Below are 18,948 nucleotides of genomic sequence, written 5' to 3' on the forward strand. Positions count from 1 at the left end.
GGCATATGAAAGGCAATCATGTGGCGGACAAGTGGCGCTCACCCGGGCTCGCAGGCCGCGCCGCGTCGGCTTCGCCGCCTAGTTGAGGACGAACAGCGCGGCGCCGCTGAACTGGGCGGCGAACTGGCTGGCCGGCATGGGTTTGCCGAACAGGTAGCCCTGCACCTCGTCGCAGCCGTGCTCGCGCAGGAAGTCGAGCTGGGCCTGGGTTTCCACGCCTTCGGCGATCACCGCCAGGCCCAGGCTGTGGGCCATGGCGATGATGGCGCGGGCGATCTGGCCGTCGCGCTCGCCCTCGGGCAGGCCGTCGACGAAGCTGCGGTCGATCTTCAGCACGTCGATGGGGAACTGCTTGAGGTAGTTCAGCGAGGAGTAGCCGGTGCCGAAGTCGTCCACCGCGATGCACAGGCCGAGCTTCTTCAGGCTGACGAGGATCTGCAGGGTTTCGTCGACGTCGCGCATCAGGATGCTTTCGGTCAGTTCCAGCTCCAGGCAGGCCGGCGGTACGCCGCTGTCGGCCAGCATGCGCGAGATGCGCGTGCCCAGCTGGCCGTCGGCGAACTGGCGGGCGGACAGGTTGACCGAGATCTTCGGCACCCGCACCTTGGCGCCGTGCCAGGCCTTGAGCTGGCGGCAGGCCTCCTCGATCACCCAGTCGCCGACCTGCACCACCAGGCCGAGCTCTTCCAGCACCGGAATGAACTCGCCCGGTGCCACCAGGCCGCGCTGCGGGTGCCGCCAGCGCAGCAGCGCCTCGACCCCGGTCAGGCGCTTGCCGTCGCCGCTGAACTGCGGTTGGTAGTAGAGGCTGAACTGGTCCTGCTCGAGGGCATGGCGCAGGTCGCTTTCCAGCTCCAGGCGCTGCAGGGCGGTGGCGTTCATGTCCGCCTGGTAGAACTGGAAGTTGTTCTTGCCGCGTTCCTTGGCGTGGTACATCGCGGTGTCGGCGTTTTTCATCAGCTGGCTCAGCTCGTCGCCGTCCTGCGGGGCCAGGGCGATGCCGATGCTGGCGGTGACGAAGAACTCGCGGCCCTGCAGGACGAACGGCCTGGCCAGGCTGGCGAGAATCTGCTCGGCCACGTGGATGGCCCGGTTCATGGCCCCTTCGCGGCTGTCGCGTGGCTGCAGCAACAGGGTGAACTCGTCGCCGCCCATGCGCGCCACGGTGTCGTCCTCGTTGACACAGGCGGCCAGGCGCACGGCCACGTCCTTGAGCATGCGGTCGCCGGCGGCGTGGCCGAGGGAGTCGTTGATCGGCTTGAAGCGGTCGAGGTCTAGGAACATCAGCACCACCCATTCCTCGTGCCGCTCGGCGTGCTGCAGGGCGGTGTGCAGGCGGTCCTGGAACAGGGTGCGGTTGGGCAGCAGGGTCAGGGCGTCGTAGTAGGCCAGGCGGTGGATGCGCTGTTCGCTGGCCTTGCGCTCGCTGATGTCGTTGAAGAAGCACACGTAGCTGACCAGGTCGCCCTCGTCGTCATGCACCGCGGTGATGCCGACCCAGGCCGGGTACTGCTCCTGGTTCTTGCGCTTGAGCCAGATCTCGCCTTCCCAGCTGCCGCTCTTGTTCAGCTGGGCGAGCACGTAGTTGAGCTGGCCGGCCTGCTGGCGGTCGGCGGTGAGCAGGCCCGGCAGCTGGTCGAGCACCTCGCGGGTGGCGTAGCCGCTGATGCGCTGGAAGGTCTCGTTGGTGCGCACGATGTAGCCGGCCGGGTCGGTGACCAGGATCGCCGCGGTTGAGTGTTCGAACACCGTGGCGGCCATGCGCAGGTCGCGCTCGGCGCGGCGCTGCTGGCTGATGTCGCGGCCGATGCCGAGCACGCCTTCGAAATGGCTCTGCTCGTCCCACATCAGCATCACGCGCATTTCCACGGTGATCTTGCGCCCGTCGGCGCGCACGCAGTCGAAGACGAAGGTCTTGCCGGCGAGGGTCGTCTGCAGCTGGTTCAGGCGCTGCTGGTCGGCGAGGGACTGCTTGACCTGCTCCAGCAGGCCATGCAGCTCGCTCAGCTGGCGCGGGCTGGTGACCGTGCCGAGCAGGCCGTGCTGCAGGATCCACTCCGGGCTGTAGCCGAAGAAGCTCTGCGCCGAGGGGCTGACGTAGTTCAGCTGCAGGCTGCTGTCGGTGGAGACGATCACGTCGCTGATGCTTTCCGCCAGCAGGCGGTAGCGCCGCTCGCTGTCGCGCAGGCTGAGCTGGGCGTTGATCTCGGGGGTGATGTCCTTGGCCACGCCGATCAGGCGGCTGACCCGGCCCTGCGGGTCGCGGCTGAGGGCGTGCTCGCGCACGTCGAACCAGTGCCAGCTGCCGTCGCGGTGGCGCCAGCGCAGCTGGCAGTTGAGCAGCAGGCCGTTACCGACCACCTTCTGCAGGTTGCGCACGCGCTGGTACAGCTCGACATCGTCGGGATGCAGGATCTTCTCCCACAGCTTGTCGCCCAGCTGGCGCAGCTCGTCCTTGCTGTAGCCCAGGTCCGGGCCCAGGCGGTTGTTGCTGAACAGCACGCGCTGGTTGCTCATGTCGTGCACGTAGAGGGTGTCCGGCACCGCGCGCAGCACCTCGGACCAGAAGCGCTCGCGCTCCACCAGCGACAGCTCGACGCGCTTGCGGCTGGTGATGTCGTGCACGCTGAGGGTCACCGCGTTCAGCTCCGCCTCGCGCTTGGGCAGCTGCAGGGTCAGCCACAGGTAGCGCTCGTGGCCGTGCGGGGTGCGCATGCGGCTTTCGATCATCATGTTCTGGTCGCCGTCGAGCAGGGCGGCCACCAGGGCGTAGCGCGAGCCGCCGGGGCGCAGCGGTCGGCTGCCGACCAGGTGCTCCCAGGCCTGCTGGGGCGAGTCGACGCCGAGCAGGTCCATGGCCACCCGGTTCATCTCGGTCAGGCGCGCCCGGCGCAGCATCTGCTGGCCCAGTTCGGGGTGCTGCTGCAGCCAGTCCGGCAGCTGGCTGCTGTGGCGCAGGCCCTGTTCGGCGAGGAAGTCCTTCAGCCCGCGCAGGTCGATCACGCACAGGGCGACGCCGCTGCCCTCGAAGATGTCCTGGTAGCGCCGGCGGGTGTCCTGCAACACCTCCATGGCCTTGTGCTGCTCGGTGATGTCGCGCAGCACCCAGACCCGGCCGCCCGGGTGGTCGTGGCTGGCCAGGGCGTGGCTGGTCACCGCGTACAGGCGCTTGTGCCCGTCCTGGAGAATCTCCACCGGCTGCGCCTGGACCTGGGCCGGGTTTTCCAGCCAGGGGCCGAGGGCCGGCAGCAGCTTGAGCAGGTGCAGCCTGTGCGCGGCGGCGCTGTTCAGGCCGAACATCTGCTCGGCGCGCGGGTTGAGGTAGCTGATCAGGCCGTCGGCCTGGGTCACCAGTACCCGCTCCTCGATGACGCCGAGGGCGGCGATGGCGTCGTCCAGCGAACGCCGCGACAGCGCATGGGATTCGCGCAGGCTGCGTTGCTCGCGCAGCAGGCCGAACAGGGCGAGCAGGGCCAGGGCGGCGCAAAGGATGAACAGCAGCAGCTTGCCGGCCTGCGGCGGCAGCAGTTCGGCGCGCACCCGGTTGGCGTCGAACAGCGCATGCAGTTGCCAGTCGCTGGTCGCCACCGGCAGTTGCAGGATGCTCTGGCGCCGTTCGGCGGCGCTCAGCTCGCGGGTGCTCAGGGCCGGCGCGGGCGGCTGGCGCAGGATCACCGCGCCGCTGCGGCTGTCCTGCAGCAGCCAGGCCTGCGTTGTGCGACTGCTCGGCAGCCAGTTGCGCAGCGCCGCCGGGTGCAGGCGCAGGAGCCAGCCGGCGTTGCCCTGCGGCCGGCCGAGAACCACGTACAGCAGGCCCTGTTCGCGCGGGCCGAAGGCGAAACGGTAGGGCTGGTGCGGGGCGAGGGTCAGTTGCTGGAGCAGTTCGGCATCTTCGGCGGACGGTGCGCTGTCGCCCTGGATCTGCCCCGATTCGTCGAGCCAGGCCAGGCTGTGCAAGGCCGGGTACAGGCCGCGCAGGCTGCCGAGCAGGTTGGTCAGCTCAGTGCCGGCCAGCGGCCGCGGCGCGTTCAGCTGCAGGAACGCCTGGCCGGCCTCGGCCTTGAGCTTCATCGCCAGGCCCAGGTGCTCGGCCAGTTGTGTGCTGTGCGCCAGGCTGCGCTGGCGCAGGCTGTCTTCCTGTTGCTGGAATTCCTGCTGCAGCTGCCACAGCAGCAGGCCCAGCATCAGCGCCACCAGCAGCGCCAGGGCGCCCTTCAGCGAGCCGCGCGAGGGGCTGGCGAACGGGTCACCCGGGGAGCGACTTGAGCGGTGGGAGGGCGGTTTAGGCACGCAAACAATCCTGCTGATACTACTGCCTGTCTGCGGACTGTAAGCCAGGCAATCACAACCGCCTAGCATGCCTTGATACGGGGCAAAGTGCCATTACAGCCCGTCGCGGCGCTTTGCCCGATCCGGCGTCTCCGCTGTGTGGGCAAATCCCCCCATCCGCCGCGTGGTCTGGCCGTTGCCACCCGGGCCGTGTCGGCGGCAGGGCTTCACCAGGCTGGGCTAGGTGGTCCTGCGCGGGGCGCCGGCGCCCACCTGAAACGCCAAGGCCACCCGCAGGTGGCCTTGGCGTTTGTACCTCGGGCGTTTAGAAGCTGTACATCATGCCCAGGCTGGCACTGCCGATGCTGGTGTCGTAGAAGTCGATGTTGCTGTCTTCCTCGCCATAGCTGATGGCGCCGCGGGCGCGCCAGTTCTGCAGGCCGAAGGGTTCCTTGTAGGAGGCACCCAGCGACACGCCCATGCGGTCGACGTCGGCGGTCTCGCCATAGATGGGGTTTTCATCGTCGCTTTCCAGCGTGCCGGCCACCAGGTTGACCACCAACTCCCAGTTCTGCAGGCCGGTGTAGGCATAGTTCAGCTCGGCCTGGTAACCGTCCATGGCCATGGCGTCGCCATCCAGGTCATGCTCGACAGCGGAAATGCTGGGGGTGATGAGGTGGTCGCTGGAAGGCTGCCAGACGTAGGCGAGCTTGAGCGTGTTGAGATCGCCCTCGCGGTTGAGCAGGTCTTGCTCGTCCGGGGACAGGCCGAGGAAGGTGCCGCTCAGTTCGTCGTCCAGTTCGACGGAACGTGCGGTGTAGGTGATCTCCAGGCCGCTGCCGAAGATGTGTTCCCAGCCCAGGCGCCCGCCGCCGCTCGAGACATCGGTTTCCTGGCGGTCGGCGCCGATCAGGTAGGGGTCTTCCCAGGTTTCCACCGGGGTCGAGGCGATGGCGCTGACGACCAGGTTGCCGGCGCCGCCGATGCCCTGGCGCACGCCGATGCCGAAGGTGCTGTCCTGGGTCAGGAAGTCTTCCAGTTCGGTGCCGCCGAAGATCTGCGTACGGCTCTCGGCGAAGGTGTAGTTGAGGCCGACGTCCAGCAGCAGCCTGCCATAGTCCGTGCTGTCCGGGCCGTCGGTGAGGGAGTCGATGCGTTCGTCGGCCACCTCGGTGCCGCCGACGGTGGCGATCATGTTGGTTTCCCGGGAGCTGCTGGCGCCGCCGACGAAGGCGTAGCCGGAAAAGCCGCTTTCCTGCGGAATGCGGTCAAAGGCCTGGGCCGAGAGGGCCGCCGCCGAGACGAGGATGGCGAGAAGGGATCTTTTCATGGGGGACTCCTCATGGTGACTCTATGCGAACCGGTCGCACGCGCTGCTGGGCGAGCCGGGCAGTGTTCTCGGTATTGCATGCCGAAGCGCACGGCTGAGCTGTCGACGTGACGGCATCGCGAGTCGGCAAGCAAGCGGCGGACACGCGTCCGGCGCTTCGCTGGAAGTAAAGCCTGTGCCCTGGGCTTGGCAAGTCGCAGGCGGGTGGCAGGGGCATTCATTTGCTGCCGATGGTCGGGTGTTGGTTCTTGGTCGGGGCACAGGAACGATCCACCTGTCTCGGGGGACTGCCTGCATGGTCCGCCGGTCGGGTGCGAGAAGGCATCCCCGGCGGGGCGTGGGGCTACCTGGCGCGCAGCGGGGATGGCGCAGGACCTGCTGCTTCCTGGGTGGCCTCAGGCTGAGCCCCAGGGCGGGGCTATGGGCGTTTCTTGCGGCCTAATCGGCGACCCTGAGCTCAGCCAGCCCAAACGCTGCCAATAGAGCTAACAACGGTAGCTGGCATATACTTCGCGTCATTTTTACATTCTCGAGTGAGGTCCTCATTTTGGCTCAATACGTCTACACCATGCATCGGCTCGGCAAGGTCGTGCCGCCGAAGCGGGAAATCCTCAAGAACATCTCTCTGTCATTCTTCCCGGGTGCCAAGATCGGCGTGCTCGGCCTGAACGGCGCCGGTAAGTCGACCCTGCTGCGCATCATGGCCGGGGTCGACACCGAGTTCGACGGTGAGGCGCGCGCCATGCCAGGCATCAACGTCGGCTACCTGCCGCAGGAGCCGCAGCTCGACCCGAGCAAGACGGTGCGCGAGATAGTCGAAGAAGCCGTGGGCCAGATCAAGCAGGCCCAGGCCCGCCTGGATGAAGTCTACGCCGCCTACGCCGAGCCGGATGCCGACTTCGACGCCCTGGCCGCCGAGCAGGCCAAGCTGGAGGCCATCCTCCAGGCCAGCGACGGCCACAACCTGGAGCGCCAGCTGGAAGTCGCCGCCGACGCCCTGCGCCTGCCGCCGTGGGAGGCCAAGATCGAGCACCTCTCCGGTGGCGAGAAGCGCCGTGTGGCGCTGTGCCGCCTGCTGCTGTCGGCACCCGACATGCTGCTGCTGGACGAACCGACCAACCACCTGGACGCCGACTCGGTGGCCTGGCTGGAGCACTTCCTCCACGACTTCCCGGGTACCGTGGTGGCGATCACCCACGACCGCTATTTCCTCGACAACGTCGCCGGCTGGATCCTCGAACTGGACCGCGGCGCCGGCATCCCGTACGAGGGCAACTATTCCGGCTGGCTGGAAGCCAAGTCCGAGCGTCTGGCCCAGGAGTCCAAGCAGCAGTCGGCCCACGAGAAGGCCATGAAGGACGAACTGGAGTGGGTGCGCAAGGGCGCCAAGGCCCGCCAGGCCAAGTCCAAGGCCCGTCTGCAGCGCTTCGAGGAGATGCAGTCGCAGGAATTCCAGAAGCGCGCCGAGACCAACGAGATCTACATCCCGGCCGGCCCGCGCCTGGGCGACAAGGTCATCGAGTTCAAGAACGTGCGCAAGGGCTACGGCGACCGCGTGCTGATCGACGACCTGTCGTTCAGCGTGCCGAAAGGCGCCATCGTCGGCGTGATCGGCGGCAACGGCGCCGGCAAGTCGACCCTGTTCCGCATGCTGATGGGCAAGGAAACCCCGGATTCGGGCAGCATCGAGATCGGCGACACCGTGCAGCTGGCCTGCGTGGACCAGAGCCGCGACGACCTGGACGGCAGCAAGAGCGTGTGGGAAGCGGTGTCCGACGGCTTCGACATGATCAAGATCGGCAACTACGAGGTGCCGTCGCGCGGTTACGTCGGCCGCTTCAACTTCAAGGGCGGCGACCAGCAGAAGTTCGTCAAGGACCTCTCCGGTGGTGAACGCGGCCGTCTGCACCTGGCCCTGACCCTCAAGCAGGGCGCCAACGTGCTGCTGCTCGACGAACCGTCCAACGATCTCGACGTGGAAACCCTGCGTTCGCTGGAAGAGGCGCTGCTCGACTTCCCCGGCGCGGCCATCGTGATCTCCCACGACCGCTGGTTCCTCGACCGCGTCGCCACCCACATCCTCTCCTACGAGGACGATGGCAGCGTGGTGTTCTTCGAAGGCAACTACACCGAGTACGAAGCCGACCGCAAGAAGCGCCTCGGCGATGCGGCCAGCCAGCCGCACCGGGTGCGCTACAAGAAGCTGGCGCAGTAAGCGCAAGCTGCAAAACAGAACGGAGCCGCGAGGCTCCGTTTTCGTTTGGCCCGGGGCAAAACGCCGGGCAGTCGGCGGCAGTGGGCGTGTGCCGCGGCGATAATCCAGCCTGTCGGGCAATTCGTGCCTGCAAGGAGAAGGACATGCTCAGGATGCACGGAATGCGCGCCGCCCTGCTGGCGGCCGCCTGCTGGGCCGGCCAGGCCCTGGGGCTGGAGGCGGTGCGCGAAGGCGACATCATCTTCCACCAGTCGCGCTCGGCGCAGAGCCAGGCGATCCAGCTGGCCACTCATTCGCGCTACAGCCACATGGGCCTGGTGCTCTACCGCGACGGCCAGCCCCAGGTCTACGAGGCCAGCGCACGGGTCAAGTACACCCCGCTGGCCGAGTGGATCGCCCGTGGCGAAGGCGGCCACTACGTGCTCAAGCGCCTGCGCGAGGCCGACCGCCTGCTGGACGAGGCGGCCCTGCGCCGCCTGCGGGCCGAGGCCGCACCGTTTTCCGGGCGCCGCTACGACCTGACCTTCGAGTGGTCGGATCAGCGCCTGTATTGCTCCGAACTGGTGTGGAAGATCTACCAGCGTGCCCTGGGGCTGGAGATCGGCGCTGTGCAGCGGGTGCGCGACTTCGACCTGACTTCGGCCGCGGTGCGCAGCAAGATGCGCGAGCGCTACGGCGAGCAGGTGCCGCTGGACGAGCGGGTGATCTCGCCGGCGGCGATGTTCGATTCGCCGCTGCTGGTGCAGGTTCGCGCGCAGTGAGCGTGGTGTGCAGAGGCTAGGCGGGTAGGGCGCGCCGTGCGCAGCGGGACGAAGCGGTTCTGCCTGCGGTGCGCACGGCGCACCCTACGGCGACAACCAGGATAACCAGGACCCCGTCACGGGCGTGACGGGGCCTTGGTCGGGCCTCAGCGGTAGCTCAGCCCCGCTTGCGCGGTGCTGATGCGGGTGCCGGCCTGGCCCTGGACGATGGCTTCGATATCCGCCAGCGAGCCGATCACCGCGACCTTGCCGGTGTTGCGGGCGAACTCGCAGGCGGCCTGGACTTTCGGCCCCATGGAGCCGGCGGCGAAGCCGAGGCGTTCCAGCTCGTCGGGATGGGCCTGGGCGATGGCCTTCTGGGTCGGCTTGCCCCAGTCGATATAGGTGGCGTCGACGTCGGTGGCGATCACCAGCAGGTCGGCCTCCAGCTCGGTCGCCAGGAATGCCGAGCAGAGATCCTTGTCGATCACCGCCTCCACCCCGACCAGCTTGCCGTCTTTATACATGGTCGGGATGCCGCCGCCGCCTGCGGCAATCACGACGGTGCCCTTTTCCAGCAGCCACTTGAGCGGGCGGATCTCGAAGATGCGCTTGGGCCGTGGGCTGGCGACCACGCGGCGGAACTTGTCGCCGTCGGGGGCGATGGTCCAGCCTTTTTCGGCGGCCAGTTGCTCGGCTTCCGCCTTCGGGTAGACCGGGCCGATCGGCTTGGTCATGTGCTGGAAGGCCGGGTCTTCGGGGTCGACTTCGACCTGGGTGAGCAGGGTGGCGAAGGGCACCTCGAACGGCAGCAGGTTGCCCAGCTCCTGTTCGATCATGTAGCCGATCATGCCTTCGGTTTCGGCGCCGAGAACGTCCAGCGGGTAGGGGTTCTTGGCATCGTAGGCGTTGCCTTGCAGGGCCAGCAGGCCGACTTGCGGGCCGTTGCCATGGGCGATCACCAGTTCGTTGCCGGGCGCGACCCGGGCGATCTGCTCGCAGGCGATGCGTACGTTGTCGCGCTGGTTCTCCGCGGTCATGGCTTCGCCGCGTCGCAGCAGGGCGTTGCCGCCCAGGGCGATGACTAGTCGCATGGTTGTTCTCCTTCCAGGGCGGTGTAGGTTGGGTTGAGCGCAGCGAAGCCCAACGGCGTACGAATAGGCCGCGAAGCGGCCTGCAACTTCGCACGTTGGGCTTCGGCGCTGCGCTTCTCAACCCAACCTACACGCGGTTAGATGTCGGCCAGGGTCGAAACCAGGATCGCCTTGATGGTGTGCATGCGATTTTCCGCCTGCTCGAAGGCGATGCACCAGGGCGACTCGAAGACGTCCTCGGTCACTTCGATGCCGTTCTTCAGATTCGGGTACTTCTCGGCGATCTGCTTGCCGACCTTGGTGTCGCTGTTGTGGAAGGCCGGCAGGCAGTGCATGAACTTGACCCGCGGGTTGCCGCTGGCCAGCATCAGTTCGCTGTTGACCTGGTAGGGCAGCAGTTGCTGGATGCGTTCGGCCCAGGCCTCGACCGGCTCGCCCATGGACACCCAGACGTCGGTATGGACGAAGTCGACGCCCTTGACCGCTTCCTTGGCATCTTCGGTGAGGGTGATGCGTGCGCCGCTTTCCTCGGCGAATTTCTTGCACGCGGCGACATGTTCGTCGCTCGGCCACAGCGCCTTGGGCGCGGCAATGCGCACATCCATGCCCAGCTTGGCGCCGATCAGCAGCAGCGAGTTGCCCATGTTGTTGCGCGCGTCGCCCAGGTAGGCGTAGCTGATGTCATGCAGCGGCTTGTCGCTGAACTCGCGCATGGTCAGCACGTCGGCGAGCATCTGGGTCGGGTGGTATTCGTCGGTCAGGCCGTTGAACACCGGCACGCCGGCGTACTTGGCCAGATCCTCGACGATTTCCTGCTTGAAGCCACGGTACTCGATGGCGTCGTACATGCGCCCGAGCACGCGGGCTGTGTCCTTCATGCTTTCCTTGTGGCCGATCTGCGAGGAACCCGGGTCGATGTAGGTGACGTTGGCCCCCTGGTCGTAGGCGGCGACTTCGAAGGCGCAGCGGGTACGGGTGGAGGTCTTCTCGAAGATCAGCGCGATGTTCTTGCGCAGCAGGTGCGGCTGTTCGGTGCCGGTGTACTTGGCGCGCTTGAGATCGCGCGACAGGTCGAGCAGGTAGCGCAGCTCGCGACTGCTGTGGTGCATCAGGCTGAGCAGGTTGCGGTTGTGCATGTTGAACGCCATGGTTCTTTCTCCTGGTAGGCAACTGGAAACCTGGCCGCGTCAGAACTGCTGGTGGCTGGCGAGGCGGGCGGCTGGGGTGCAGCCGCCGGGGTGTGGGTTAGTAGTCGATCGGGTCGCGCAGGATCGGGCAGGTCATGCAGTGGCCACCGCCACGACCGCGGCCCAGTTCGCTGGCGCTGATGGTGACGACTTCGACGCCGGCCTTGCGCAGCAGGGTGTTGGTGTAGGTGTTGCGGTCATAGCCGACCACCACGCCGGGTTCCAGGCAGACCACGTTGTTGCCGTCGTCCCATTGCTCGCGTTCGGCTTCATAGGCGTCGCCGCCGGTCTGCACCACGCGCAGTTGCTTGAGGTTGAGCGCTTCGGCGACCACGTCGAGGAAGGATTTGTCCTCGCGGCGGATGTCGATGCCGGCCGGTTTGCTCTCGTCCGGACGCAGGCTGAATGGAATGATCTGGTTGACCACCTCGGGGAAGATGGTGACCAGGTCGCGGTCGCAGAAGCTGAACACGGTATCCAGGTGCATGGCCGCCCGCGACTTGGGCAGGCCGGCGACGATCACGCGCTGGGCGGCGCCTTTGGCGAACAGGGCCTGGGCCACCTGGGCAATGGCCTGACGCGAACTGCGCTCGCCCATGCCGATCAGTACCACGCCGTTGCCGATGGGCATCACGTCGCCGCCTTCGAGGGTGGAAGCGCCGTGGTCCTTGTCCGGGTCGCCGTACCAGACCTCGAACTCGGCATTCACGAAGTCCGGGTGGAACTTGTAGATGGCGCTGGTGAGCAGGGTTTCCTGGCGGCGCGCCGGCCAGTACATGGGGTTGAGCGTCACGCCGCCGTAGATCCAGCAGGTGGTATCACGGGTGAACTGGGTATTGGGCAGCGGCGGCAGGATGAAGCTGCTGGAGCCGATGAAGTCGCCGAGCATGGTCAACGGCTTGCTGGCACCCAGGGCGGTGATCAGATCGGACACCGATACGCCGCCGATCAGGTGTTCGGCCAGCTTGCGCGGCTCCAGGCTCTCCATCCAGCCGCGCACGTCTTCCTGCAGGCCGAGACCGACCTGATCAAGGGTGATCTTGCGGTCGAGAATCCACTTCAGGGCATCCTTGTTCTGCACCGTGTCGGTCAGCAGGTTGTGCATCTCCAGCACTTCGACCCCGCGCTCGCGCATCTTGGTGACGAAGTCGAAGTGGTCGCGCTTGGCCTGGCTGACCCAGATCACGTCATCGAACAGCAGTTCGTCGCAGTTGTTCGGGGTCAGGCGCAGGTGCGCCAGCCCTGGCGAGCAGACCATCACCTTGTGCAGTTTGCCCGCTTCGGAATGGACGCCGAGTTTGACTTTGGACATGAGAACCTCCTGGTTCGATCAAAGGGTGAGGAAGCCGCTGTACAGGCCGTAGCCCGCGATGACGGCGCCGATCACCACCGCGGCGAAGATCAGTTTCTCGATCGCGGTGAAAATGGGTTGGTTGAGTTCGCGCTTGGCCTTGGCGAACAGGATGGCGCCCGGCGCATAGAGCAGGGCGGACAGCAGCAGGTACTGCACGCCGGCCGCGTACACCAGCCAGACGGCATAGACCACGGCGATCACGGCGATCAGCATGTCCTTGCGGCGTTCGCCGGGCTCCTGCTCGTAGCTCTCGCCACGGACGGTCAGCAGCAGGGCATAGGCAGCCGACCAGAAGTACGGCACCAGGATCATCGAGGTGGCCAGGTACAGCAGCTTCAGGTAGGTGGCGTCGTTGAACAGGGTGATGATCAGGAACAGCTGGATCAGGCCGTTGGACAGCCACAGCGCATTGACCGGTACCTGGTTGGCGTTTTCCTTGCGCAGGAACTCCGGCATGGTGTGGTCGCGGGCACTGGCGAAGAGGATCTCGGCGCACAGCAGGGTCCACGACAGCAGGGCCCCGGCCAGGGAAACGATCAGGCCGATGCTGATCAGCATGGCGCCCCAGGGGCCGACCACGTGTTCCAGCACGGCGGCCATGGACGGGTTCTTCAGCCCGGCCAGCTGGGCCTGGGCGAGGATGCCCTGGGACAGCAGGTTGACCAGCACCAGCAACAGCAGCACGCCGACGAAGCCGATTACGGTGGCCTTGCCCACATCCGAGCGTTTCTCGGCGCGGGCGGAGAAGATGCTCGCACCCTCGATGCCGATGAACACCCAGACGGTGACCAGCATCATGTTGCGCGCCTGGTCCATCACGCTGCCCAGTTCGGTGTTGCCTGCGCCCCAGAAGTCGGCCTTGTACACATCCAGCTTGAAGGCGATGGCGGCAATGATGATGAACAGCGCCAGCGGCACCATCTTGGCGATGGTGGTCAGGGTGTTGATGAACGCCGCCTCGTGAATGCCGCGCAGCACCAGGAAGTGCAGCAGCCACAGCACTATCGAGGCGCAGACGATGGCCGGCAGGGTGTTGCCTTCGCCGAATACCGGGAAGAAATAGCCCAGGGTGCTGAAGAGCAACACCATGTAGCTGACGTTGCCGATCCAGGCGCTAATCCAGTAGCCCCAGGCCGAGGAGAAGCCCATGTAGTCACCGAAGCCGGCCTTGGCATAGGCGTACACGCCGCCGTCGAGGTTGGGCTTGCGGTTGGCCAGGCTCTGGAACACGAAGGCCAGGGTGAGCATGCCCACGCCGGTGATCAGCCAGCCGATCAGGGTGGCGCCTGCGCCGGCACTGGCGGCGATGTTCTGTGGCAGGGAGAAGATCCCGCCGCCGACCATGGAGCCGACGACCAGGGCGATCAATGCACCCAGTTTGAGTTTGTTGCTTGCGTCCGACATGTTGCCTCCAGAGCTGTGTTGGCAGCGGCTTGATTAGGCAGTGGTGGTAATGAACAAGGTATGACAGGGCGTGCAGGAACTGCTGCGTGCGCGGCCGGGCATGCGGGCGGGGAGTCGGTAGGGCGTGCTGGAGAGCATCCTGCCTCCTTGATGGGCGCCGCCTGCGGGCGCCCGGCGAAAACTGTCGAGTGGGGTTGTGCCGGCGAGCCGCGGGCTCACAGGCCATCCTTGTCGAGGTGGTCGAAGTCGACCGGTTCGCCCGGTTGCGCGCCGAGCTGCTCGCGGATGTCCTTGAACATGGCGTCGTACTCGGCATGCCCGCGCATGATCGGGCTGGCGTTGGGCGACAGGCCGTGCTTGGTCACGGCCTTGGTGATCAGGCTGGCAAAGTTGAAGGCGGTATCGCGGTGCATGTCGAACTCTTCGCAGAACTCGCGGCCCTCGATGGTGCCCACCACCTTGAAATGCATCAGCATGCCTTCGACCGCATCGCGGCGAACCTCGTAGAACACGTCGATATCGAACTTCGGCAGGTGCGGCATATTGGCTGGAGTGGTGCGGTGCAGATGACCTGGTTTGAACATGCTAGCCCCCATGGCCCGGCAAAACGGTCGGATAGTGATTGCTCGAAAGGGGCGCCGCAGGCTGCTTCTTCGGCAAAACGCGTCGTCCTTCGCTCTAAAAATGTAGCGCGCAATAGCCAACAAGCAAGCGCTCGGGAGTGCTATCGGAGTGGGGCTTGACCTGTGTCAAGCGGCTCCCCGGTTGCGGCCAGGGCGCACCGGTGGACTGTTAGCCTTGAGGGTTGGCGAGGGGCGTGGCGTGAGGTGAGGTGAGGTGAGGGGCTCCCGCGGGCGCTTGTCGAGCGGGCTGCGCGTTGCCCGCCATGGGCTACGGTGAAGAGAGGGCGCTCGGGCTGTCGATACCTGGTCAGGCGCAGCGGGTTCATGCCTGACCACCACCGCCCCGCACGCACGGGGCTGTGGTGGTCAGGGGCGCGGTTGCGTTTTCGGCACTCGCTGGCGCGGTGGGGCCACCCCCTGCGCTCACGCCAGGGGCACCGCTACATGGCGAGGCTGGTGCGCAGTCAGCGAGCCAGCATGGCCTGTGCCAGCTGCATGTCGCTGGCCGTGCCCGTCGGATAATTCAGGCGTACATGACGCAGGGCGTTTTCCAGCAGGGCGCCGCGGATCTCGCCCTGGCTGGCGACGAAACTGGCTGCATCGTCGCGGGCCTGCAGCACGATCTTGTCGTCCTTGAAGGAGGATGAGGTGGCGTCACTGGTGCCGCCGATCGATTCGATGGTGGTGTCGGTGGTGACCACGAAGCTGGTGGCCATGGCCATGTGGCTGAAGCAGAGGCCCAGCACCGCCAGATAAAGCGGACGTTGAAGTTTCATGTGTGCATCATCCTTCGCAAGAGGGAACCCCGCAGGTCGCGTGGCCTGTGGGGTTTCTGGTTTTAGCGTTTGGCGCGCAGTTGTTCCACGGACAGGCGCATGTCGTTGGCCCAGCCGTCGATAACCGGTTTCACGTCATCGGCGCTGAGTACCTGTTTTTTGTTTTCCAGGTCGGTGCCGGCGCCCTTGCGCACCACCTCGGCTACCACCTTGCCGCTTTTGGCGTCGACTAAGGACGCTTCGGTGGCGATCTCCACCTGCTGGTCGCGCTCACCGGCGGCGGTGGTCGCAGCGGCCACCACCAGGGCGATGGGGATCACTTCGTAGGGCTTGAGGCCTTCGGTTTCCGCCGATACGGCGGTGATGGCCGGGCGGATGACCAGCGTATCGCCGCTCGGCGAGTTGCTGACCCGTATGACTTTGCTCAGTTCGCGCTTCAGGGCCTGGTCGTAGTAGTCGGTGATGCCCTGCAGGGTGGTTTGCGATATGCGCGAGTCGGGTTGCGGGGTTGGATAGAACTTGCTGGGCTCGATGTACACCTGGGTGTAGCGGTTGATATCCAGGTTCGGATCGACCCAACGCGCGACCTTGACCCCGCTGGGGCTCTGTTGCTCGCTCAGGCGGCTGTAGTCCTGCAGGAAGCCGGAGTACTGGTCGGGTTGCACCAGGGTGCTGGTACAGCCCGAGACCAGCATGCACGTGGCCAGCAGGGATGCAGCAAAGCATTTCGTCATAGGTCTCTCCTTGGTTATCGCTCGGTATGGTCGATTTTTTCCGTATCGCGACGGCGGCAGGCACCGTGCTATCGCAGTTATTACAAGCCTAGTGCATGAGCCGCGCTCGGCCAGGTGCTGACTGTAGCCTGCCGGGATGACAACACGGCGTATTGACCGGTAGCAAGCGCCGCGGTGGCGAAGGCCGGCTCGTGTTGCCCTGCGTGCCGGGTATTCGCTTGATTGGCTCCCGTGCAAGGCGCGCAGAAGCAGCCACACTGAAAGAAATGCCACGGAGTTCTGCCATGACCACGTTCGACCCGCAACGCGCGCTGGACCAGCTGTTCGCCGAGTACAGCAAGCGCGCCAACTCGATCCGTCGTGAGCTCGGCCTGCCGCACCAGGCGGACTTTGCCGAGCAGGCTCAGGAGCGGCAGAACGATGAGGTGCTGGAAGCGCTGCTGGCCGAGGCCGAAGCGGGATTGCGCCAGGTCGGCCTGGCCCGCCTGCGCCTGGCCGAGGGCAGCTATGGCGAATGCCAGCGCTGTGGCGAGTCGATCAGCCCGGCGCGTCTGGCCGTTCTGCCGGCGGCGGAATTCTGCTTGCGCTGCGCCGATCTGCAGCGCGCTTGATGCCTTGCCAGCGGCGTCGGGGCGGCGCCAGAATGAGTTCAACTTCCTGCGGTGTTGCACCGCCCGATAAGGACTTCCGATGCCCGAATCCTTCGCTGCCGGCCTGCACCTGGCGCCCGATGATCTGACCCGCCCCTTCGCTCCCGAGCAGTTCAATTTCACCACCACCGACGACCTGGAGTTCTTCCGCGGCGTGCTCGGCCAGGAGCGTGCGGTGGAGGCCCTGCAGTTCGGTGTGGCGATGCCGCGTCCGGGTTACAACGTGTTCGTCATGGGCGAGCCGGGCACCGGGCGCTTCTCCTTCGTCAAGCGCTACCTCAAGGCCGAAGCCAAGCGCCTGGCCACCCCGGCCGACCGGCTCTACGTCAATCACTTCGACGAGCCGCGCGAGCCGCGCGCGCTGGAGCTGCCGGCCGGTACCGCGGCGGCCTTCACTGCCGATATCGGCCACCTGATCGACAACCTGCTGTCGACCTTCCCCGCGGTGTTCGAGACGCCGACCTACCAGCAGAAGAAGAGCGGCATCGACCGCGTCTTCAATCAGCGCTACGACAAGGCGCTGGATGTGGTCGAGCGCCTGGCGCTGGAGAAGGAGGTGGCGCTGTACCGCGACAGCAGCAACATCGCCTTCACCCCGATGAAGGACGGCAAGGCCCTCGACGAGGCCGAGTTCGCCCAGCTGCCGGAGGCCGAGCGCGAGCGCTTCCATGTCGACATCTCCGCCCTGGAAGAGCGCCTCAATGACGAGCTGACCGGCCTGCCGCAGTGGAAGCGCGAGCTGAGCAACCAGCTGCGCCAGCTCAACGAGGAAACCATCACCCTGGCGCTGCAGCCGCTGCTGGCGCCACTGTCGGAGAAATATGCGGAAAATGCCGGAGTCTGCGCCTACCTGCAGGCGATGCAGGTCAACCTGCTGAAGACCGTGGTCGACCAGCTGGCCGACGAGAAGCCCGACGTGCAACGCCGTGAGGCGCTCGAGGAGCAGTACTGCCCGAACCTGGTGGTGGGCCATCACGTCGACGGCGGCGCGCCGGTGGTGTTCGAGTCGCACCCGACCTACGACAACCTGTTCGGCCGCATCGAGTACAGCACCGACCAGGGTGCGCTCTACACCAGCTACCGGCAGCTGCGCCCCGGCGCCCTGCACCGCGCCAATGGCGGCTTCCTGATCCTCGAGGCGGAGAAGCTGCTCGGCGAGCCCTTCGTCTGGGAAGCGCTCAAGCGCGCCCTGCATTCGCGCCAGCTGAAGATGGAGTCGCCGCTGGGCGATCTGGGGCGCATCGCCACCGTGACCCTGACCCCGCAGGTGATCCCGCTGCAGCTCAAGGTGGTGATCATCGGCTCGCGGCAGATCTACTACACCCTGCAGGACCTCGATCCGGACTTCCAGGAAATGTTCCGCGTGCTGGTCGACTTCGACGAGGACATCCCGCTGGCCGACGACAGCCTGGAGCAGTTCGCCCAGTTGCTCAAGACCCGCACCTCGGAGGAGGGCATGGCGCCGCTGACGGCGGCTGCGGTGGCCCGCCTGGCGACCTACAGCGCGCGCCTGGCCGAACACCAGGGGCGCCTGTCGGCGCGCATCGGCGACCTGTTCCAGCTGGTCAGCGAGGCCGATTTCATCCGCCAGCTGGCCGGCGAGACGGTCACCGACGTCGGCCATATCGAGCGCGCGCTGCGGGCCAAGGCCACCCGCACCGGGCGGGTCTCGGCGCGGATCATCGACGACATGCTGGCCGGCATCATCCTGATCGACACCGCCGGCGCCGCCGTGGGCAAGTGCAACGGCCTGACCGTGCTGGAGGTCGGCGACTCGGCCTTCGGCGTGCCGGCGCGCATCTCCGCCACCGTCTATCCGGGCGGCTCGGGCATCGTCGATATCGAGCGCGAGGTCAACCTCGGTCAGCCGATCCACTCCAAGGGGGTGATGATCCTCACCGGCTACCTGGGCAGCCGCTACGCCCAGGAGTTCCCCCTGGAAATCTCCGCGAGCATCGCCCTGGAGCAGTCCTACGGCTATGTCGACGGCGACAGCGCCTCGCTGGGCGAGGTCTGCACGCTGATCTCGGCCCTGTCGCGCACGCCGCTCAAGCAGTGCTTCGCCATCACCGGCTCGATCAACCAGTTCGGCGAAGTGCAGGCGGTCGGTGGGGTCAACGAGAAGATCGAGGGCTTCTTCCGCCTGTGCGAGGCGCGCGGCCTGACCGGCGAGCAGGGAGTGATCATCCCGCACTCCAACGTCACCACCCTGATGCTCGACGAGCGCGTGCTGCAGGCGGTGCGCGCAGGCCTGTTCCATGTCTATGCGGTGCGCCAGGTCGATGAGGCGCTCAGCCTGCTGGTCGGCGAGGCGGCGGGCAGCCCGGACGAGCAGGGCCAGTTCCCGGCCGGCAGCGTCAATGCGCGGGTGGTCGAGCGCCTGCGCAGCATCGCCGAGATGGGCATGGAGGAAGAGGAGAAGGCCGAGGAGGCCAAGCCCAAGGCGCCTAAGGCCAAGGCGGCCAAACCGGCGGCGAAGAAGCCCGCGCCGTGAGGGCGTGCCTGCCGACAACTGGTCAGTCATCGAGCAGTTGTCGGGCGGGCACAGGGGGCGCTGCGCGGGGCGTTTTTC

General features: G+C 66.4%; 13 protein-coding genes. 4 read left to right on the forward strand and 9 right to left on the reverse strand.

Features of this window, described 5'->3' with window-relative positions; translation table 11 throughout:
* Positions 1-78: 78 nt before the first annotated feature.
* Both F3I16_RS10005 and F3I16_RS10010 read right to left on the reverse strand, forming a co-directional pair.
* Positions 79-4,185, reverse strand: coding sequence for an EAL domain-containing protein (locus F3I16_RS10005; RefSeq protein ID WP_218573213.1), 4,107 nt, complete (start codon positions 4,183-4,185; stop codon positions 79-81).
* A gap of 409 nt (positions 4,186-4,594) precedes the next feature.
* Entirely contained in the window at positions 4,595-5,599 is a 1,005-nt protein-coding gene (locus F3I16_RS10010) for a DUF2860 family protein (RefSeq protein ID WP_160493525.1), read from the reverse strand.
* A gap of 547 nt (positions 5,600-6,146) precedes the next feature.
* Here F3I16_RS10010 and ettA point away from each other — a divergent pair.
* Both ettA and F3I16_RS10020 read left to right on the forward strand, forming a co-directional pair.
* Positions 6,147-7,814 (forward strand): energy-dependent translational throttle protein EttA, encoded by a 1,668-nt coding sequence (gene ettA / locus F3I16_RS10015; protein WP_160493526.1) that lies wholly within the window; start codon positions 6,147-6,149, stop codon positions 7,812-7,814.
* 143 nt (positions 7,815-7,957) lie between these two features.
* Complete coding sequence (locus F3I16_RS10020) at positions 7,958-8,575, forward strand: YiiX family permuted papain-like enzyme (protein ID WP_160493527.1); 618 nt, start codon at positions 7,958-7,960, stop codon at positions 8,573-8,575.
* A 146-nt stretch (positions 8,576-8,721) separates the two neighbouring features.
* Here F3I16_RS10020 and arcC read toward each other — a convergent pair whose 3' ends face one another.
* The 7 genes from arcC to F3I16_RS10055 all read right to left on the reverse strand — a co-directional run bounded on the left by arcC (position 8,722) and on the right by F3I16_RS10055 (position 15,726).
* The gene (gene arcC, locus F3I16_RS10025; protein WP_160493528.1) at positions 8,722-9,648 is read right to left on the reverse strand and encodes a carbamate kinase; all 927 of its coding nucleotides are present in this window, start codon (positions 9,646-9,648) and stop codon (positions 8,722-8,724) included.
* Positions 9,649-9,785: 137 nt separating this feature from the next.
* Positions 9,786-10,796: an ornithine carbamoyltransferase gene (locus F3I16_RS10030; RefSeq protein WP_160078403.1), complete on the reverse strand. Its 1,011-nt coding sequence runs from the start codon at positions 10,794-10,796 to the stop codon at positions 9,786-9,788.
* A gap of 97 nt (positions 10,797-10,893) precedes the next feature.
* The gene (arcA, locus tag F3I16_RS10035) at positions 10,894-12,147 is read right to left on the reverse strand and encodes an arginine deiminase (protein ID WP_160078404.1); all 1,254 of its coding nucleotides are present in this window, start codon (positions 12,145-12,147) and stop codon (positions 10,894-10,896) included.
* 18 nt (positions 12,148-12,165) lie between these two features.
* Complete coding sequence (arcD, locus tag F3I16_RS10040; RefSeq protein ID WP_160493529.1) at positions 12,166-13,593, reverse strand: arginine-ornithine antiporter; 1,428 nt, start codon at positions 13,591-13,593, stop codon at positions 12,166-12,168.
* Between the two features lie 215 nt (positions 13,594-13,808).
* Entirely contained in the window at positions 13,809-14,177 is a 369-nt protein-coding gene (locus F3I16_RS10045; RefSeq protein ID WP_160493530.1) for a DUF5064 family protein, read from the reverse strand.
* Between the two features lie 503 nt (positions 14,178-14,680).
* Entirely contained in the window at positions 14,681-14,992 is a 312-nt protein-coding gene (locus tag F3I16_RS10050) for a DUF2388 domain-containing protein (RefSeq protein ID WP_160493531.1), read from the reverse strand.
* Between the two features lie 62 nt (positions 14,993-15,054).
* Positions 15,055-15,726, reverse strand: a complete 672-nt coding sequence (locus tag F3I16_RS10055) for a DUF3313 domain-containing protein (protein ID WP_160493532.1) — start codon at positions 15,724-15,726, stop codon at positions 15,055-15,057.
* 284 nt (positions 15,727-16,010) lie between these two features.
* On the opposite strand from F3I16_RS10055, the gene F3I16_RS10060 reads away from it, so the two are divergent.
* Positions 16,011-16,337 carry a TraR/DksA C4-type zinc finger protein gene (locus tag F3I16_RS10060; RefSeq protein ID WP_160493533.1) on the forward strand — a complete coding sequence of 109 codons (327 nt, stop codon included), beginning with the start codon at positions 16,011-16,013 and terminating at the stop codon, positions 16,335-16,337.
* Positions 16,338-16,416: 79 nt separating this feature from the next.
* Positions 16,417-18,870 (forward strand): Lon protease family protein, encoded by a 2,454-nt coding sequence (locus F3I16_RS10065; protein ID WP_160493534.1) that lies wholly within the window; start codon positions 16,417-16,419, stop codon positions 18,868-18,870.
* Positions 18,871-18,948: the final 78 nt, after the last annotated feature.

The organism is Pseudomonas sp. L-22-4S-12, assembly GCF_009799935.1.
Taxonomy (GTDB): Bacteria; Pseudomonadota; Gammaproteobacteria; order Pseudomonadales; family Pseudomonadaceae; genus Aquipseudomonas.